Source organism: Dokdonella koreensis DS-123 (assembly GCF_001632775.1).
GTDB lineage: Bacteria > Pseudomonadota > Gammaproteobacteria > Xanthomonadales > Rhodanobacteraceae > Dokdonella > Dokdonella koreensis.
On record NZ_CP015249.1, the window covers coordinates 2052395 to 2068736 of the forward strand.

Annotated in this window: 10 protein-coding genes; 4 read left to right on the forward strand and 6 right to left on the reverse strand. The window is 73.2% G+C overall.

Annotated elements, in window-relative coordinates:
- Positions 1-2: 2 nt before the first annotated feature.
- The 3 genes from I596_RS08245 to I596_RS08255 all read left to right on the forward strand — a co-directional run bounded on the left by I596_RS08245 (position 3) and on the right by I596_RS08255 (position 6920).
- A complete protein-coding gene (locus tag I596_RS08245) occupies positions 3-1418 on the forward strand; it encodes a Y-family DNA polymerase (RefSeq protein ID WP_067646291.1) in 1416 nt (471 codons plus the stop codon).
- Complete coding sequence (locus I596_RS08250) at positions 1406-4567, forward strand: error-prone DNA polymerase (protein WP_425478803.1); 3162 nt, start codon at positions 1406-1408, stop codon at positions 4565-4567. The genes I596_RS08245 and I596_RS08250 overlap by 13 nt, the downstream gene beginning before the upstream one ends.
- A gap of 166 nt (positions 4568-4733) precedes the next feature.
- Positions 4734-6920, forward strand: coding sequence for a hypothetical protein (locus I596_RS08255; protein ID WP_150132077.1), 2187 nt, complete (start codon positions 4734-4736; stop codon positions 6918-6920).
- A gap of 111 nt (positions 6921-7031) precedes the next feature.
- Here I596_RS08255 and I596_RS08260 read toward each other — a convergent pair whose 3' ends face one another.
- The 4 genes from I596_RS08260 to I596_RS08275 are packed head-to-tail and all read right to left on the reverse strand — an operon-like array spanning position 7032 to position 10884.
- The gene (locus tag I596_RS08260; RefSeq protein ID WP_067646300.1) at positions 7032-7337 is read right to left on the reverse strand and encodes a hypothetical protein; all 306 of its coding nucleotides are present in this window, start codon (positions 7335-7337) and stop codon (positions 7032-7034) included.
- A gap of 33 nt (positions 7338-7370) precedes the next feature.
- Entirely contained in the window at positions 7371-8654 is a 1284-nt protein-coding gene (locus tag I596_RS08265) for a cytochrome c (RefSeq protein ID WP_190279017.1), read from the reverse strand.
- A gap of 16 nt (positions 8655-8670) precedes the next feature.
- Positions 8671-9423, reverse strand: a complete 753-nt coding sequence (locus tag I596_RS08270) for a c-type cytochrome (protein ID WP_223303938.1) — start codon at positions 9421-9423, stop codon at positions 8671-8673.
- A 36-nt stretch (positions 9424-9459) separates the two neighbouring features.
- Positions 9460-10884, reverse strand: coding sequence for an aminotransferase-like domain-containing protein (locus I596_RS08275; protein WP_067651632.1), 1425 nt, complete (start codon positions 10882-10884; stop codon positions 9460-9462).
- Positions 10885-11188: 304 nt separating this feature from the next.
- On the opposite strand from I596_RS08275, the gene I596_RS08280 reads away from it, so the two are divergent.
- Positions 11189-12331: an NAD-dependent epimerase/dehydratase family protein gene (locus I596_RS08280; RefSeq protein ID WP_067646306.1), complete on the forward strand. Its 1143-nt coding sequence runs from the start codon at positions 11189-11191 to the stop codon at positions 12329-12331.
- Between the two features lie 157 nt (positions 12332-12488).
- Here I596_RS08280 and I596_RS08285 read toward each other — a convergent pair whose 3' ends face one another.
- The gene (locus tag I596_RS08285) at positions 12489-15131 is read right to left on the reverse strand and encodes a DUF349 domain-containing protein (protein ID WP_067646309.1); all 2643 of its coding nucleotides are present in this window, start codon (positions 15129-15131) and stop codon (positions 12489-12491) included.
- Positions 15131-16291 (reverse strand): TraB/GumN family protein, encoded by a 1161-nt coding sequence (locus I596_RS08290; protein ID WP_236886345.1) that lies wholly within the window; start codon positions 16289-16291, stop codon positions 15131-15133. Before I596_RS08290 ends, I596_RS08285 begins: the two co-directional genes overlap by 1 nt.
- Between the last annotated feature and the right edge of the window lie 51 nt (positions 16292-16342).

Consider the following 16342-nt stretch of genomic DNA (forward strand, 5'->3'; position numbering starts at 1 on the left):
CGATGCGCTGGATCTGCATCCTGTTGCCGCACCTGGCGCTGGACGGCGTCCTGCGCAGCCGTGCCGACCCGGCGGCACCGCTGGTGCTGGTCGGCGGGCCGGCGCAGCGGCGCGTGCTGCTGGCGGCCAATCCGGCGGCGCGCGCGCGCGGCCTGCGCGCCGGCCAGCCGCTGGCCGCGGCGCAGGCGATCAGCCGGGATTTCGTGGCGATCGACCACGACCCGGCCGAGGCGGCCGGCTGGCATCGCTTCCTCGGTGCCTGGGCCTATGGCTTCAGCTCGCAGGTCAGCCTGCAATACCCGGGCGCGCTGCTGGTCGAGATCGGCGCGAGCCTGAGCCTGCTCGGCCCGTGGCCGCGCCTGGAGGCGCGCCTGCGCCGCGAGCTGACCGCGCTCGGCTTTCGGCACCGCATCGTCGCGGCGCCGCAGCCGGCGGCGGCGCGCGTGCTGGCCAACGCCCACGACGGGCTGGCGCTGCCTGGCGTGGAGGCGATGCGCCGGGCGCTGGCGCAGATGCCGGTGGAGCGGGCGGGGCTGCCGCGCGAGGTGGCGACGGCATGTGCCCGCATGGGCCTGGTGCGGCTGGGGCAGGTGCTGGCGCTGCCGCGCGAATCGATCGCGCGGCGCTTCCCGGCCGAGGTGCTGCGGCATCTGGACGCCGTGACCGGCGATCGCGTGCCGGCACTGGAGAGCTATGCGCCGCCGGACCGGTTCGATGCGCGGATCGAGTTCGGCTTCGAGGTGACCGCGACGCCGGCGCTGGCGTTCCCGCTCAAGCGCCTGACGGCGGACCTGGCCGCCTTCCTGGCCGGTCGCGACGGTGGCGTGCAGCGCTTCGTGCTGCAGCTGGAGCACGCGGGCGCGGCCGCCACCGAAGTGCCGGTGGGCCTGCTCAGTACCGAACGTGATGCGGCGATGCTGCTGGAGATGGCGCGCGTCCGCCTGGAACGGGTGCCGGCGCTGGCGCCGGTCCAGGCGCTGCGCCTGGTCGCGCACGAACTGCCGGCGTTCGTGCCGGCGCATCGCGAGCTGTTCGACGAGCGGCCGCAGCAGACGCTGCCCTGGCCGCAGTTGCGCGAGCGCCTGCGCGCACGGTTGGGCGATGCGGCCGTGCACGGCCTGCGCAGCCGGGCCGATCACCGTCCCGAACGCGCCTGGCAACCGGAGGACGAGGCGGGACGCACGCCGCCGGCGGCGGCATCGCCGCGGCCGGGCTGGCTGCTGGCGCGGCCGCTCCCGCTGCGCGAGGCGGTGGCCGCGATCCTGGCGGGGCCCGAGCGCATCGAGTCGGGCTGGTGGGACGGCGGCGACGTGCGCCGCGACTACTACCGCGTCGCGACCGCGGCCGGCCCGCAGGCCTGGGCCTGGCGGCCGGCCGGCGAGGACGGGCCGCTGATGCTGCACGGATGGTTCGCATGAGCGCGGACTATGCCGAGCTGCACTGCCTGTCCAACTTCAGCTTCCAGCGCGGGGCCTCCAGCGCGCAGGAACTGTTCGCGCGCGCGCACCAGCTGGGCTACCGCGCGCTGGCGATCACCGACGAGTGCACGCTGGCGGGCATCGTGCGCGCCTGGCAGGCCGCCAAGGCGCACGACGTGAAGCTGATCGTCGGCAGCGAGGTGCGGATCGAGGACGGCCCCACGCTGGTGCTGCTGGCCGAGAACCTGGCCGGCTACCAGGCACTGTGCCGGCTGATTACCGCCGGCCGGCGGCGCGCGAAGAAAGGCGACTACCGGTTGCTGCGTGCCGATTTCGACGCGGCATTGGACGGCCTGCTGGCCTTGTGGGTGCCCGACGTGCCGGACGACCAGGTGACCGGGCAGTGGCTGCGCACGCGGTTTCCCGAGCGGCTCTGGCTGGCGGTGGAACTGCATCGAGGCCCGGACGACGCGGCGCGCTTGACGGCGCTGGAGACGCTGGCGGCGGCCGTGGGAATTCCGGTGGTGGCGGCCGGCGACGTGCACATGCACGCACGCGGCCGGCGCGCGCTGCAGGACACGATGACCGCGATCCGTCACCACGTGACGGTGGCCGAGGCCGGCCACCGCCTGTTCCCGAACGGCGAGCGCCACCTGCGTCCGCGTCCGGCGCTGGCGGCGCTGTACCCGCCGGCGCTGCTGGCCGAGACCGTGCGCATCGCCGAGCGCTGCGCGTTCGACCTCCATCAGTTGCGCGCGCTGTACCAGTATCCGCACGAACTGGTGCCGGCCGGCCACACGCCGACGACGTGGCTGCGCACCCTGGTCGAGCAGGGGCTGCACTGGCGCTGGTCGCAGAAGCCGCCATCCCGCGCGGCGGATGTGGCCAAGGCGCGCGCACAGATCGACACCGAACTGGCGGTGATCGCCGATCTCGGCTACGAGAGCTATTTCCTGACCGTGCACGACATCGTCCGCTTCGCGCGCGACAAGGGCATCCTGTGCCAGGGGCGCGGCTCGGCGGCCAACTCGGCGGTGTGTTTTGCGCTGGGCATCACCGAGATCGATCCGGCGCAGACGACGATGAAGATGCTGTTCGGGCGCTTCCTCTCGCGCGAGCGCGGCGAGCCGCCGGACATCGACGTCGACTTCGAACACGAGCGTCGCGAGGAAGTGCTGCAGTACGTGTTCGCGCGCTACGGCCGCGGTCGCGCAGCGCTGACCGCGGTGGCGAGCACCTACCACGGCGCCGGCGCGGTGCGCGACGTCGCCAAGGCGCTGGGCCTGCCGGCCGATCAGGTCGACGCGCTGGCCGGCTGCTGTGGCCATTGGAGCGACGAGGCGCCACCGCCCGAGCGCCTGCGCGAGGCTGGCTTCGATCCGGACAGCCCGGTGCTGCGGCGCGTGCTGGCGCTGACCGGCGAGCTGATCGGCTTTCCACGGCACCTCTCCCAGCATCCGGGCGGCTTCGTCATCAGCGAGCATCCGCTGGACACGCTGGTGCCGGTCGAGAACGCGGCGATGGCCGACCGCACGATCGTGCAGTGGGACAAGGACGACCTGGACCTGGCCGGCCTGCTCAAGGTGGACGTGCTCGCGCTCGGCATGCTGAGCGCGCTGCGCCGCTGCTTCGACCTGCTGCGCACGCATCGCGGCCGTGACCTGACCCTGGCGACGATCCCGGCCGACGACGCGGCCACCTACGCGATGATCGGCCGGGCCGATACCGTCGGCGTGTTCCAGATCGAGTCGCGTGCGCAGATGGCGATGCTGCCGCGGCTGCAGCCCAGGACCTTCTACGACCTGGTGATCGAAGTGGCGATCGTCCGGCCCGGGCCGATCCAGGGCGACATGGTGCACCCCTACCTGCGCCGCCGCCGCGGCGATGAGGAGGTGAAGTATCCCTCGGAGCAACTGCGCGAGGTGCTCGAGCGCACGCTCGGTGTGCCGCTGTTCCAGGAGCAGGTCATGGAGATCGCGATGGTCGCGGCCGGCTACACGCCCGGTGACGCCGACGAGCTGCGCCGTTCGATGGCGGCCTGGAAGCGCCACGGCGGCCTGGAGCCGCATCGCCAGCGGCTGATCGACGGCATGCTCGCGAACGACTACAGCCGCGACTTCGCCGAGCGCATCTTCGAGCAGATCAAGGGCTTCGGAAACTACGGCTTCCCCGAGTCGCACGCGGCCAGCTTCGCACTGCTGACCTATGCCAGCTGCTGGCTCAAGCGCCACGAGCCGGCCGCCTATGCCTGCGCGCTGATCAACAGCTGGCCGATGGGGTTCTACAGCCCGGACCAGATCCTGCAGGACGTGCGCCGGCCGCGGCGCGACGTCGGCGCCGACGGGGAGGCCAGCCACCGGCCGGGCATCGCGATACGGCCGGTCGACGTGCGCTACAGCGACTGGGATTGCAGCCTGGAGCCGGTCACCGGCGCCGGCCAGCCGGCACTGCGGCTGGGCCTGCGCCTGGTGCGCGGCCTGGCCGAGGCCGATGCGCGCCGCATCGAGGCGGCACGCCGTGATCGCGCCTTCGCCGACGTCGGCGACCTCAGCGACCGTGCTGGGCTCGATGCGCGTGCGCGTACACGGCTGGCCGATGCCGGCGCCTTGCGCGGCCTGGCCGGCCATCGTCACCGCGCGCGCTGGGCCGCGGCCGGCGTCGAGGCGCAGCGGCCGCTGTTCGCGGCGCTGCCGGCCACCGCCGAGGTCCAGGTCGCCCTGCCGCTGCCGACGGTCGGCCAGGACCTGCACGCCGACTACGCCACCGTCGGCACCACGCTGGGCCCGCACCCGCTGACGCTGCTGAGAAGCCGGCTCGCCGCGCGCCGCTGCCGCAGCTCGCGCGAGGTCGCGGCGCTCGGCCACGGCCGCCGGCTGCGTGCCGCCGGCCTGGTCACCGGCCGCCAGCGTCCGCAGACCGCCAGCGGCGTCATCTTCGTCACGCTGGAAGACGAGTTCGGCCAGATCAACGTCGTCGTCTGGAACCACCTGGTCGAGCGCCAGCGTCGCGTGCTGATCGAATCGCGCCTGCTCGAGGTCGACGGCCGGCTCGAAGCGGAGAGCGGCGTCCATCACCTGATCGCCACGCAGCTGACCGACCTCACGCCGCTGCTGAGCGGCCTGGACGTGCGCAGCCGGGATTTCCAGTAGGCGGCACCGGTCGCGGGCACGCCGGGGCTGTGCGGGCGTGTGCGTTTGTCCAGTCCCGCCGGCGCGCGCGAGCCTCTAGCATCGTGCCGGGCGGATGCCGGCCTTCACCGGACGACACCTTCCCGCGGCGCGGCGTCACCCGCGTTCAATTCTCCGCGAGGCAGGTATGGAACGAGCAAGGTCCGGTCGTGTGTTCCTGATGGCGCTGGTGATGGCGCTGGCGCTGCTGGCCGGCGCCGCGCAGGCCGTCGTCGAGGTGTCCGATGCGCAGCCGGGCGCGCCGGGCATGACGCGTGCGTTCGTCGATGCCTCCTTGCGGGTGACGCCGCAGCTGGAATCGGCCGCTTCGCTGCCGGCACGCGAGCAACAGGTGCTGAGCGCATTCCAGGGACGCTTCAAGGGGACCTGGGAAGTGCGCTGGGACCACCGGTCGGATCGCCCGAACCTGGTCCAGGGTAGCGGCATCGCCGTCTTGCCGGGCAGCGCGAGCGGACTGGACGCGCAGGCGTTCGGCGTGGCGGCCGGCGCGGCGGTCGAGCTGGATACCGTGGCGCAGGCGCTGACGCGCTTCATCGACGAGGTGCAGCCGCTGCTGCGGCTCGACGGCATCGACCTGCGCCTGGACCGGCAGCGCAGCCTTCCGTACGGCGAAAGCCGGACCCATTGGTTCGTCCAGTTCGCGCAGTACCACGACGGCGTGCGGGTCGAGGGCGCCTATGCGTTCTTTCGCGTCTCCCACGGCAACCTCGTCCAGTTCGGGAGCCAGCGCATCGCCGAGGTCGGCATCGGCGTGACGCCGGCGCTGTCGCGTGAGGCCGCCTGGGATGCGGCCGTGGCGCAGCTTCAACTGGAACCGGGCGCCCGCATCGAGGAAATCATCGAGCCGGGAGAACGGGTGCTGTACCCGGTCTCGGCGGATGGCGCCGGCGCCGGCACGGCGTTTCGCGGCGCGGCGGGCAGCGGCTACGCGCATCGGCTGGTATGGCGCTACGTCTACCGGCTGGCCGGCATCCGCGCCACCTACGAGCTGCTGTTCGACGCGCATGCCAACCGCATCCTGGAAGTCCGCGACCGCAATGCGTACGCCGACGCGACGGTGGAGGGCGGCGTCTTCCTGACCACCAACACCGAGCCGGAAGTGGTCATGCCCTTGCCGTACGTCGGCGTGCGCCAGGGCAGTGCGCCGGGCACCGAGACCTTCACCGACCTGCTCGGCCGCTACGACTACACCGGGGGTACGGCCTCGGCCGCGCTCGCCGGCAAGTACGTCACGATGCGCGACGAGTGCGGGGCGAGCGCGTTGACCAGCAGTACCGACGGCCATCTGGATTTCGGGACCAGCCCGGGTACCGACTGCGCGACCTCGGGCGTCGGCGGCACAGGCAATACGCGGGCGGCGCGTACCGGCTACTACCACCTGAACCAGATCAACGAAACCGCGCGCCGCTACCTGCCGGACAATGCCTGGCTGCAGCAGCCGCTGGATGCGGTGGTCAACATCAACGCCGCCTGCAACGCCTACTGGGACGGCTGGGGCGTGAATTTCTACAAGTCCAGCGCACGCTGCGCCAACACCGGCGAGATCCTCGGCGTGTTCCTGCACGAATGGGGACACGGCATGGACGAGAACGGCGGCGGTCCGTTCGTCATGGAATACGGCAGCGGCGAGGCCGTCGGCGACACCTTCGCCGTACTCAGTACGCGCAATGCCTGCGTGGGGCCGGGCTTCTTCACCGGCCCGAACAGCATCTGCCACAACTGCACCACCTGCACCGGCGTGCGCGACACCAGCGTCTTCGCGCGGGGCACTGCGCGCCCGATCGCCTCGCCGGCCAACGTGACGGCGGCGAAGGGCATGAACTGCGGCCGCCTGCTCGGCCAGGGCGGCGTCACCTGCCCGTACATCCACCCGCAGATGGGCGTGCCGTACGAGGGCGTGATGGGCTACGAGGGCCACTGCGAGAGCCTCATCGCCAGCTCGGCCAACTGGGACCTGACCCAGGCGCTGGTGCGCCGCTACGGCGAGGACGCCGGCTATGCGCAGATGGAAAAGATCTGGTACGGCAGCCTGGCCTCGAAAGGCAGCGCCTACCAGATCACCGCCGGCGGCCAGTGCAACGTGAACGCCAGCGTGGACGGGTGCGGCGCGGACAACTGGTACACGGTGTTCCTGGCGGTCGACGACGACGACGGCGACCTCGCCAATGGCACGCCCAACGCCTGCCGCATCTGGGATGCGATGAACGCGCACGGCATCGCCTGCGGCCAGCGGCCGGCCTGTACGGCCGACGCCGATGCGCTGTTCGCCGACGGATTCGAAGGCGCCGATCCGCCCGAGGCCGCCGGCCGGTAGCCGCCGGCGGCGCTGCCGGCCACTGCGCGCCGGCCGGTCATGTCCGCCGACGGGCGCGGAGCCGCGGCCGCAACCGCGCTGCCGTGCCGGCCAGCGTGGCGTGCGCAGGCTTCAGCGCCGGAACAACAGGTGCCGCAGCGGAACGGCCACGGTCAGCACGGCGAGGAAGATGCCGTAGGCGACCAGGGTCGCCAGTACCTGCTTCCAGATCGCGCCGGCGCTGGCGTCGGCGGTCAGGAAACCCCAGCGCATGCCGGCGATGCTGAGCCAGACGGACACGGCCAGCACGGCGAGATCGAACAGGCGGCGGCCGATGCCGCGCGGCTGGCGCGGGAACAGCCAGTACAGCGCGCCGAGGATCGCGAACCACGGCAGGAACAGGATGAACGACAGGCCGATCTCGACGGTCGGGTTCATGGGTGACGTCCTCGTGCGGAACCGGGCATCGCGTCAGTCGCCGCGGATGCCGTAGTAGGCGGCGACGTCGGCCGGGCTGACCGGCCGGCTCTGCTCGCCCCAGTTGCTGCGGATGTGGGTGACGATGGCGGCGATCTCGGCGTTGTCGAGGCGGCCGGCATACGGCGGCATCGAATGCGGCCGCGGATTGCCTTCGGTGGTCGGTGGCATGCCACCGTAGAGCACCATGCGCACGGCGTTGATCGGATCGGGCGCGGTGACCGAGACCGCGTCGCGCAGCGGCGGGTAGTCGCGGCCGCGACCTTCGCCGGTGTCGCCGTGGCAACTGGCGCAGTGGTCCTGGTACAGGCGGCCGCCGTTGTGGGGATTGGACGTCGGCTGCGCGCCGGCGTACAGGAAGCGGCTGGCGTCGGGCGCTTCGTCGCCGCCGTGCGGCGGGACGCTCTTGAGGTACGTCGCCATCGCCTGTGCATCGGTGGGGCGCAGGTGGCGCAGGCTGGTGTAGACCACTTCGGCCATCGAGCCGTAGGCGGCGCCGTGCTCGGTGGCGCCGTTGCGCAGGTAGTCGGCCAGCTGGTCGACGCTGTAGCGCGCCAGCTGGCGGCTGTCGAGCGGCGGCGCATACCAGCCCTGGCCGGGGATGCGGCCGCCGGCGAGATACCCGTCGGCCGGCAGCGAGCCGCGCGGGCCGCGGGTGCCGTGGCACATCGCGCAGTGGCCGAGCCCGTCGACCAGGTAGCGTCCGCGCAGCCAGGCCGGCGAGGCGTCGGCGGGTGCCGCCAACGGTGCCGGGCGGTAGTGCAGCATGCGCCAGCCGACCAGCGCCGGCCGCCAGTTGGCGGGCCAGACGAGGTCATTGGCGGGCGCCGGCGCCTGGACCGGCGGCAGGCCGCGCAGGTAGGCGAACAGCGCGTCGATGTCGGTGTCGGTCAGGTGGGCGAAGTTGGCGTACGGGAACGCCGGATAGAGCACGCCGTGGCGGCTGACGCCGTTTCGCATCGCGTGGCGGAACTCGGCCGCCGACCAGTCGCCCAGCCCGGTCTGCGGATCGGACGTGAGGTTGGTGCTGTAGATCGTGCCGTAGGCCGTGCGGAACGGCCGCCCGCCGGCGAACGGCGCGCCGCCGCGAACGGTATGGCAGGTGAGGCAGTTGCCGATGCGCGCGAGGTAGGCGCCCTCGGAGGCGTCGCCGGCGGGGGCGTGGTGGCGTCCGCGACCGGCACGCGATAGGGCGCCAGCCCGCCCTGTTGCAGCAGCAGGAAACCGCCGGCAGCAGCGGCCAGCAGCACCAGCGGCAGCACCAGTGCCGCGGCCCACAGCGCGATGCGGCGGATCATGGCTGCACCTCCGCGTGGGGCAGGTCACCGCAGGCCAGCGGCGGCACGAAGCTGCCGGCCGGCGCCGGCCGGTCGTGCGCCCCGGGCGACTGGTGCGACAGCCACTGGGCGAGGATGCGGATGTCGGCCGGCGCCAGCTTGGCGGCGATCCCGGCCATGCAATCGGGTGCCTTGGAGCGGCGCGTGCCGTCACGCCAGCTGCCGATCTGCGACACGATGTAGTCCTGCGGCAGCCCGACCAGGGCAGGGACGGCCGGCTCCAGGCCGGTCAGGGCCGCTCCGTGGCAGGCGGTGCAGGCGGGAATGCCGGCCTGGGCGTCGCCGTGGCGGACCAAGTGTTCTGCACGCGCCTGCACGGCCGGCGGCAGCGGCGCCGCGGTGACGTCGGCGGCGCGCGTGTGCGGCGGCTGCGCCGCGTAGTAGGCGGCGATCTCGGCGATGTAGGCATCGTCCATGTACTGCGCCAGCCAGACCATCTGCCAGTAGTGGCGGTGGCCGTCGCGGAAGGCCTGCAGCTGTTCGACCAGGTAGCCGGCGGGCTTGCCGGCCAGGTGCGGGTAGTAGATCGATCCGTCGACGCCTTCGCCGCGCTCGCCGTGGCAGGCGGCGCAGGCCGCGAGGCGTTCGCGCAGGTCGGCGGGCGGCTGCGCGGCGGCGCTGGCGCAGACCGCCGCCGACGCCAGTGCCAGGCGCAGCGCCATCGGGCGCAGGCGTCGGCGGGGCAGTGGAGCGGAGCAGGGGGCTGTCATGAGCGGAGTCCGGAGAGAGGCGGAAGAGGAACGGGTTCAGGCGGGATCGCGGAAGGCACGCACCAGCCGGCCGAGCGTCGCCATCGCCGCTTCGCTGCGCGCGTCCCAGGCGTGGCCGTAGTTCAGCCGCAGGCAGTGGCCGTAGTCGCCGCGCGCGGAGAAGATCGGCCCGGGCGCGACGCTGATGCCGTGCGAGAGCGCGTAGCGGTGGATGTCGAGCGCACGCACGTGCGGCGGCAGCTCCACCCACAGGAAGTAGCCGCCGTCGGGCCGCGTGGTGCGGGTGTCCTCGGGGAAATGGCGCGCCACCGATTGCAGCATCGCGTTCTGCTGCACCGACAGTGCATGCCGCAGCTGGCGCAGGTGCTTGTCGTAGCCGCCTTTCTCCAGGTAGGCGGCGAGCGTCGCCTGGGCCGGGATCGACGCGCCCAGGCTGGTGCTGAGCTTGAGCCGGGTCACCGCGCGCCCGAAGCGACCCGGCACGGTCCAGCCGATCCGGTAGCCGGGCGCCAGGCACTTGGAGAACGAGGCGCAGTGCATGACCCAGCCCTCGCTGTCGTAGGCCTTGGCCGGCACCGGCCGGCGCGCGCCGAAGTAGAGCTCGCCGTAGACGTCGTCCTCGATCAGCGGCACTTGGTGGCGCGTCACCAGCGCGACCAGGTCGCGCTTCTTGGCGTCCGGCATCAGGCTGCCGAGCGGGTTCTGGAAGTTGGTCATCAGCCAGCAGGCCTTGGGCCGGTGGCGTTCGAGCACCTGGGCCAGTGCGGCCAGGTCCACGCCTTCGCGCGGGTGCGTGGGTACCTCGATCGCGTGCAGGCCGTTGCGTTCGAGCGCCTGCAGCGCGGCGTAGAAGGCCGGCGACTCGACCACCACCGCGTCGCCGGGCCGCGTGACCGCGCCGAGGCACAGGTTGAGCGCTTCCAGCGCGCCGTTGGTGACGACGATGTCTTCGGTGCGCACGTGCAGGCCGTCGGTCAGGTAGCGCAGCGCGATCTGCCGGCGCAGCCGCGCATTGCCCGGGCCGAGGTCGTCGACGCTGCTCCACGGATCGAGCCGCGGCACGGTGGCCGCCATCACGCGTGCCAGCCGCTGCAGCGGGAACAGGTGCGGGCTCGGGAAGGCCGAGCCGAGCGGCACCACGTCGCGCTCGGCGGTCGATTCGAGCACCTCGAACACGCGCTCGCTGACCGCGACCGGTGCCGACTCGGGCTCCGGCAGCGAAGCCTGCTGCGCCTCGGGCAGCAGCGCCTGCGAGCCGGCCGTGACGTAGTAGCCCGAGCGGTCGCGCGCACGGATCAACCCGCGCGCCTCCAGCAGGTAGTAGGCCTGGAAGACGGTCGACGGGCTGACCTCGCGGCTGATGCTGGCCTGGCGCACGGACGGCATCCGGTCGCCCGGGCGCAGCACGCCGCTGCGGATCGATTCGGCGATGGCTTCGGCGAGGGCTTCGTAGCGTTTCATGGCGGCCTTCGGCAGGAAGAAGGCAGGGCGTCCGGGAATGGCACGCCACGGATTGTGGTGGCGGCCGGTGCGGAGCAACAGATCCAGTCGAACGAGAAAACACCATATCAGTTGCGGCGCCGCCGCAGGGCCGGCCGGGCCGGATGCACGCAAGCCGTTGATGGTGCGGATGCTGCGCGTTCGCGGGTCCGGTGCCATGACTTCGGACACGGTCATGACCTTCGGCCCTGCTGCGGCGTTTTCACGCAGGCTCCAATGCGGACTTCCCCGTCCATCGCCAGGCCCGCCCGGAGGCACCTACCCCATGTCGATCACGCGTCGCGATCTGTTTCGTCTCGGTGCACTGGCCGGCGCCGCCGCGCTGTCCACCCACGTGCTCGGCGCCGCACCGCCGGCTCCGGCGGCGGCGCGGCCGCTGCGCATCCTGATCCTCGGCGGCACCGGCTTCCTCGGGCCGCATCAGGTGCGCTATGCGCTGTCGCGCGGCCATACGGTGACGCTGTTCAACCGCGGCCGCCGTCCGCAGGAGTGGCCGGCCGAGGTGGAGCAGCTGACCGGCGACCGCAACGAGGGCGCGCTCGATGCGCTCAAGGGCCGCGAGTGGGACGTGTGCATCGACAACCCGACCAGCATCCCGTTCTGGGTGCGCGACGTCGGCAAGGTGCTCAAGGGCAAGGTCGGCCAGTACGTGTTCGTCTCGACGATCTCGGTCTACGCCGCCAGCACCGCCGTGGACGCGGACGAGTCGGCGCCGCTGGCCACCTACGAGGGCAAGGACGTCATGAAGGAGACGCAGGCCTCGCTGCGCGCGAACATGGGCCTCTACGGGCCGCTCAAGGCGGCCTGCGAGCGCGAAGCGCAGAAGCGGTTCGGCGATCGCGCGACGATCGTGCGGCCGGGCCTGATCGTCGGCCCCGGCGACGAGAGCGACCGCTTCACCTACTGGCCGGTGCGCCTGGCCGCCGGCGGCGACGTCGTGGCGCCGGGCGATGGCAGCGACCCGGTGCAGTTCATCGATGCGCGCGACCTCGCCGAATGGATGATCCGGCTGGTCGAGGCGAAAGGCACCGGCGTCTACAACGCCACCGGCCCGGACTACACGATGCGGACCGATGCCATGCTCTACGGCATCCGCGCGACCACCACGGCCGGCGCCCGCCTGCACTGGTTGCCGGCCGATTTCCTCGAAGCACAGAAGGTCGCCCCGTGGCGCGACATGCCGGTCTGGCTGCCCGGCACCGGCGAGACCGCCGGCTTCGCCCGCCGCAGCAATGCGCGGGCCGTCGGTGCGGGCCTGACCTTCCGTCCGCTGGCCGCCACCGCGGCCGATACGCTGGCCTGGTTCCGCCAGCAGCCGGCCGAGCGGCAGGCCAAGCTCGGCGCCGGCCTGACCAAGGAGCGCGAGGCGGAGGTGCTGAAGGCCTGGCAGGCGAAGGCCACGGGCTGAGTTTCCGGCACGCCGCCGTGACACGGGCGGCGGCGTAGCGAGGCTACGGCGCCGGCCGGCGGCCGGCCGAGGCTTCATTGCGCAGGACGGGCGGCCTCACCCGGAGCGGACGAGGCCCGGCCCGGCCGGTGGCCGAGGCGGGCGATGCGGTCCGTGATCAGGCCAGCGCCCCGACCAGCTGCCTGACGGCGCGCTCCAGGCGGGACTCGAACACCGGCGCCGGACCGAGTGCGGCCCAGCGTTCGAGCAGGCGCACGAGGGTTTCCTGGGGACTTCCGTCGGCGTCGCCGCCGCGCAGGCGCGCCGACAACCGGCCGACCTGCAGGTCCAGGCGTCGCTGGCGGTCCTCGTCGGGCGAGTCGATGGCGGCGAGGGCTTCGAGCTCGACCAGGCAGTCGCGCACGGCGTCCTCGTCGGCGCCGGCGGCGGGATCGCCGGCCAGCGCGCGGTCGATGCGCGCGTGCAGTGCCGTCGCGGCCACCGCATCGGCACCGATGGCGTCGATACGCAGGCGCGCGGCATCGGTATCGAGCTCGCCGCGTTCGACCGCACGGCAGGCCGCATGCAGCGCCAGCCAGGCGTCGAAGCCGGCACGCCGGCGCAGGCGGGCGGCCTGCTCGGCGGCATCGCGCAGGGCCCCCTGCGCGGCACGGTAGCGCGCGCGCAGGTCCTCGTCGCGGATGCCGAGCGCCAGCCAGGCCTGGTCGATGCGCTGCTGTGCGCCGCGCTCGACGCTGTCGGCGGCGGCCAGGGCTTCCAGCTCGGCGCAGAGGGCCTCGGCGGCCTGCCGTGCGGCCTGGCTCTGGGCGTCGCGGGCGGCGCGTTCGCCGTCGGCACGCGCGAAGACGGCGTCGATCGTGGTGCGGAATTCGGTCCACTGCTGCTGGTCGCGCGCGCGCCGTCCGCTGCCGGCGGCCTGCCAGCGCCGCTGCAGGTCCTTGGCGCTGGCGATCGCGCTGCGCAGGTCGGCCTCGGCGGCCAGGGCGGCGGCCTCGGCGATCAGGCGCTGCTTGCCGGCCTCGATGCCAGCATCGTGGGCGGCGATCTGCGTATCGAGCGTGGTCAGGGCGCCGCGCAGCTGCTCGGCCAGGCGCTTGCGCTCGCGCGGATCGACGCGATCGAGCGCACGCAGCGCCTCGACCACTTCACGCCGCTGCGCGGCGAGCGTGCGCACGTCGGCCGGGGCTTCGCCGGTGCCGGTGATGCGTCCGAGCACGGCGCCGATCGCCTGCGCGTGCGACTGGCGCAGCGCATCGCGCTTCTCGAAATAGGCGCGGGTGGGCTTGATCGCCTCGCGGCAGGCGGCGTGGAAGCGACGGCCCAGGCCGCCGCTGCCGCCGCGGCCGCCTTCGAGCGCGTCGAGCCGGGACCATTCGGCCTGGGCCTCGCGCACGCGGGTGGCGACGGCGTCCGGATGCAGGCCGCTGCCGGCCAGGGCCTCGATGTCGGCGCACAGCGCCTCGCGGCGCTGGTCGTCGCTCCAGCGCTGCCAGCGCGCGATCTGCGCATAGCGGCCCTCGGCATCGGCCAGCCGCTGCGCGAGTTCGCGCGCGGGGGCCTCGGAAAGGGCCTTGCGTGCCTCAGCCACGCGCGCATGCGCCTGGTGGGCCGGCCCGCTGTGGCCGGCCTCGAGCGCGGTTTCCAGTTCCGCGAGCGCCGCCGCGAGCGCGTCCTGGCGCTGCTGCCGTTCGGCCCGGCGGCGCTCGCCGTCGGCCGGGGTGGCCGCCGGCTTCGGAGCAGGGGCGGGCGCAGGCGCGGCGACCACCAGTGGCGGCAGCGGCGCGGAGGCCAGTTCGCCCAGGCGTGCGACGACGGCCGAGAGCCGCCGTTCATTGGCTTCGCGCAGGCTGCCGCCGGCTTCGGCGACGGCGGCCCAGCGCTCGGCCAGGGCGTCGACGCGGGCGGCGATCGCCTCGCGCTGCTGCAGCGCGTCGGCGGCGCCGAGCGCGTGCTCGATCGCCTCGATCTCCTGGCCGATGGCGTCGATCTCGCCGGTGCGCCGGCGCAGGGCGGCCATCTGCTCCGGATCGCGGCGCAGCGCGAGCAGCTCGCCGGCGGCCTGGAAGCGGGTGCGGAACGCGGCCGGCGCGCGATCGGCGATCGCCTGCCAGCGCGCGCGCAGGGCCTGTTCGTCGTCGGTATCGGTGTCGCCGTGGCGCAGGCGCTGTTCGAGCCGCTCGCAGAGCTGGCGAGCCTCGGCGGCGATCGCGGTGTCGTCGCCGCGGGCCAGGCGGGCCGCGTCGATCTTCTCGCGTGCGCGGCGATAGACCTGCTTGTCGCTCTTGCGGCTGCGTTCGGCGATGCGCTCCAGCAGCGTCTCGTCCTCGATCCGCTCGACCACGGCCAGGCGCAGGGCCGGGTCGGGCTCGCCGGTCGCGCGCTCGACCAGGAGCGTCGCACGCGTCACGCGTGCCAGCGCGCTGGCGCGCAGCGCCGGCTCGGCGGCGTGCTGGGCGAGGTGCTCGATCAGCCGCGGCTCGTCCTGCGCTTCCAGCAGGCGCTGCCGCTCGGCCAGGGCCGGCGCCTTGGCATGGCGGCCGGCCAGCAGCTCGAACCACAGCAGGCGCGCGGTCTCGCGGTTGCCGGCATCGGCGTCGTCGTGCGCCAGCGCCTGGGCCAGGCCCGGATCGGCCAGGCGCCGGAGCGCCGCCAGGCGCACCGCGGCGTCGGCGTCGGTGCGTGCGATCTGCGGCAGGGCGGCCTCCAGCTCGGGGGCGCTTTCACCGATGACGGCGGCGAGCCGTACGGCGGCGTCGGCCGACTGCCAGCGGGGTTTGAACAAGCGGCGTACGAAATTCACTAGATCAGCTTCCCGAAGATCCTGAAACCGGCGACCCAGGTACCGAACATCATGCCGATGTTCGTGAACATGAAGACCAGCAGCGTGCGCGAGACGCGGTTCTTCCACCAGCCGGTCCAGTGCACGACGTCGTCGCGCAGGCTGTCGAAGTCGGCCACGCGCGGGCGGTGGAACCACACCTCCACCGCGGCGCTGGCGGCACCCGACGGGACGCCGGGCCGGAACGGCTTGAGCGGCGCGACGATGAACGCGGCCAGGGCGCTCAGCGGATGGCCGCCGCCGGCGAAGGCGCCGAGCGCGGCACCGATGCCGGTGCACAGCACCCAGACCAGCAGCGCGTCGGTACCGAAGCCGGCGCCGCGCGTGAACAGTACCGCGATCGCCAGCGCGATCGCCGCGAAGACCGCGATGCCGATCACCTTGGGCCACGGCGAGGGCGGCGGCGACTCGGCCAGGCGCTGCTGCAGCGCCTGCGGCGGCTCGTTCTGGCCGACCAGCTCGCGCTCGATGCCCGCCATGTGGCCGGCGCCGACGACCACCAGCACGCGCCGGACCGGTGCCTGGGCGGCCTGTTCGCGCAGGTGCGCGGTCATGTAGCGGTCGCGCTCGGCGATCAGCGCCTCGTACAGCGGCGGCGATTCCTTGGCGAACTCGCCGAACATGCTGCCGAGCATGTCGCCCTGCTTGAGCTTCTCGATCTCGCTTTCCTCCACTTCTTCGCGCGAGAACAGGCTGCCGGCGAGGCCGGCCATCAGGCCCATGCGCTCGACGAAGCCGACGCTGCGGATGGCCCGGCGCAGCGTGATGGCGACCTCGCGGTCGATCAGCCACAGCGGTAGCCCGCGCGCCTCGGCCTCGTCGATCGCGGCCTTCATCTCGGCGCCGGGCTCGATGCCGAACTGCTCGGCGATGCGGCGCTGGAACGCGCCGAGCGCGAGATTGGCGGCGACCAGGCCCACCTTGCGCTGGCGGATCACCTGGAACAGGTCCAGGTTGCGCAGCGCATCGGGGTCCTTGATCGAGCGCAGGCGCGGCTCGCACAGCTCGACCGCGATGGCGTCGAAGGCTTCGCTGCGTACGATCGCGTGCACGGCCTCGACGCTGGCACGCGAGACGTGGGCGGTGCCGAGCACGACGTACTCGACGCCGTCGCGCTGCACGCGCGCGATCGGCTGACCGGCGAGTGGCGTGGCGGGCTCGGGGACGACGGC

Excerpts from the sequence above, each read along its gene's own strand:
- I596_RS08245 (WP_067646291.1), top strand. The coding sequence starts at position 3 with ATGCGCTGGATCTGCATCCTGTTGCCGCACCTGGCGCTGGACGGCGTC.
- I596_RS08250 (WP_425478803.1), top strand. The coding sequence starts at position 1,406 with ATGGTTCGCATGAGCGCGGACTATGCCGAGCTGCACTGCCTGTCCAAC.
- I596_RS08255 (WP_150132077.1), top strand. The coding sequence starts at position 4,734 with ATGGAACGAGCAAGGTCCGGTCGTGTGTTCCTGATGGCGCTGGTGATG.
- I596_RS08260 (WP_067646300.1), bottom strand. The coding sequence starts at position 7,337 with ATGAACCCGACCGTCGAGATCGGCCTGTCGTTCATCCTGTTCCTGCCG.
- I596_RS08270 (WP_223303938.1), bottom strand. The coding sequence starts at position 9,423 with ATGACAGCCCCCTGCTCCGCTCCACTGCCCCGCCGACGCCTGCGCCCG.
- I596_RS08275 (WP_067651632.1), bottom strand. The coding sequence starts at position 10,884 with ATGAAACGCTACGAAGCCCTCGCCGAAGCCATCGCCGAATCGATCCGC.
- I596_RS08280 (WP_067646306.1), top strand. The coding sequence starts at position 11,189 with ATGTCGATCACGCGTCGCGATCTGTTTCGTCTCGGTGCACTGGCCGGC.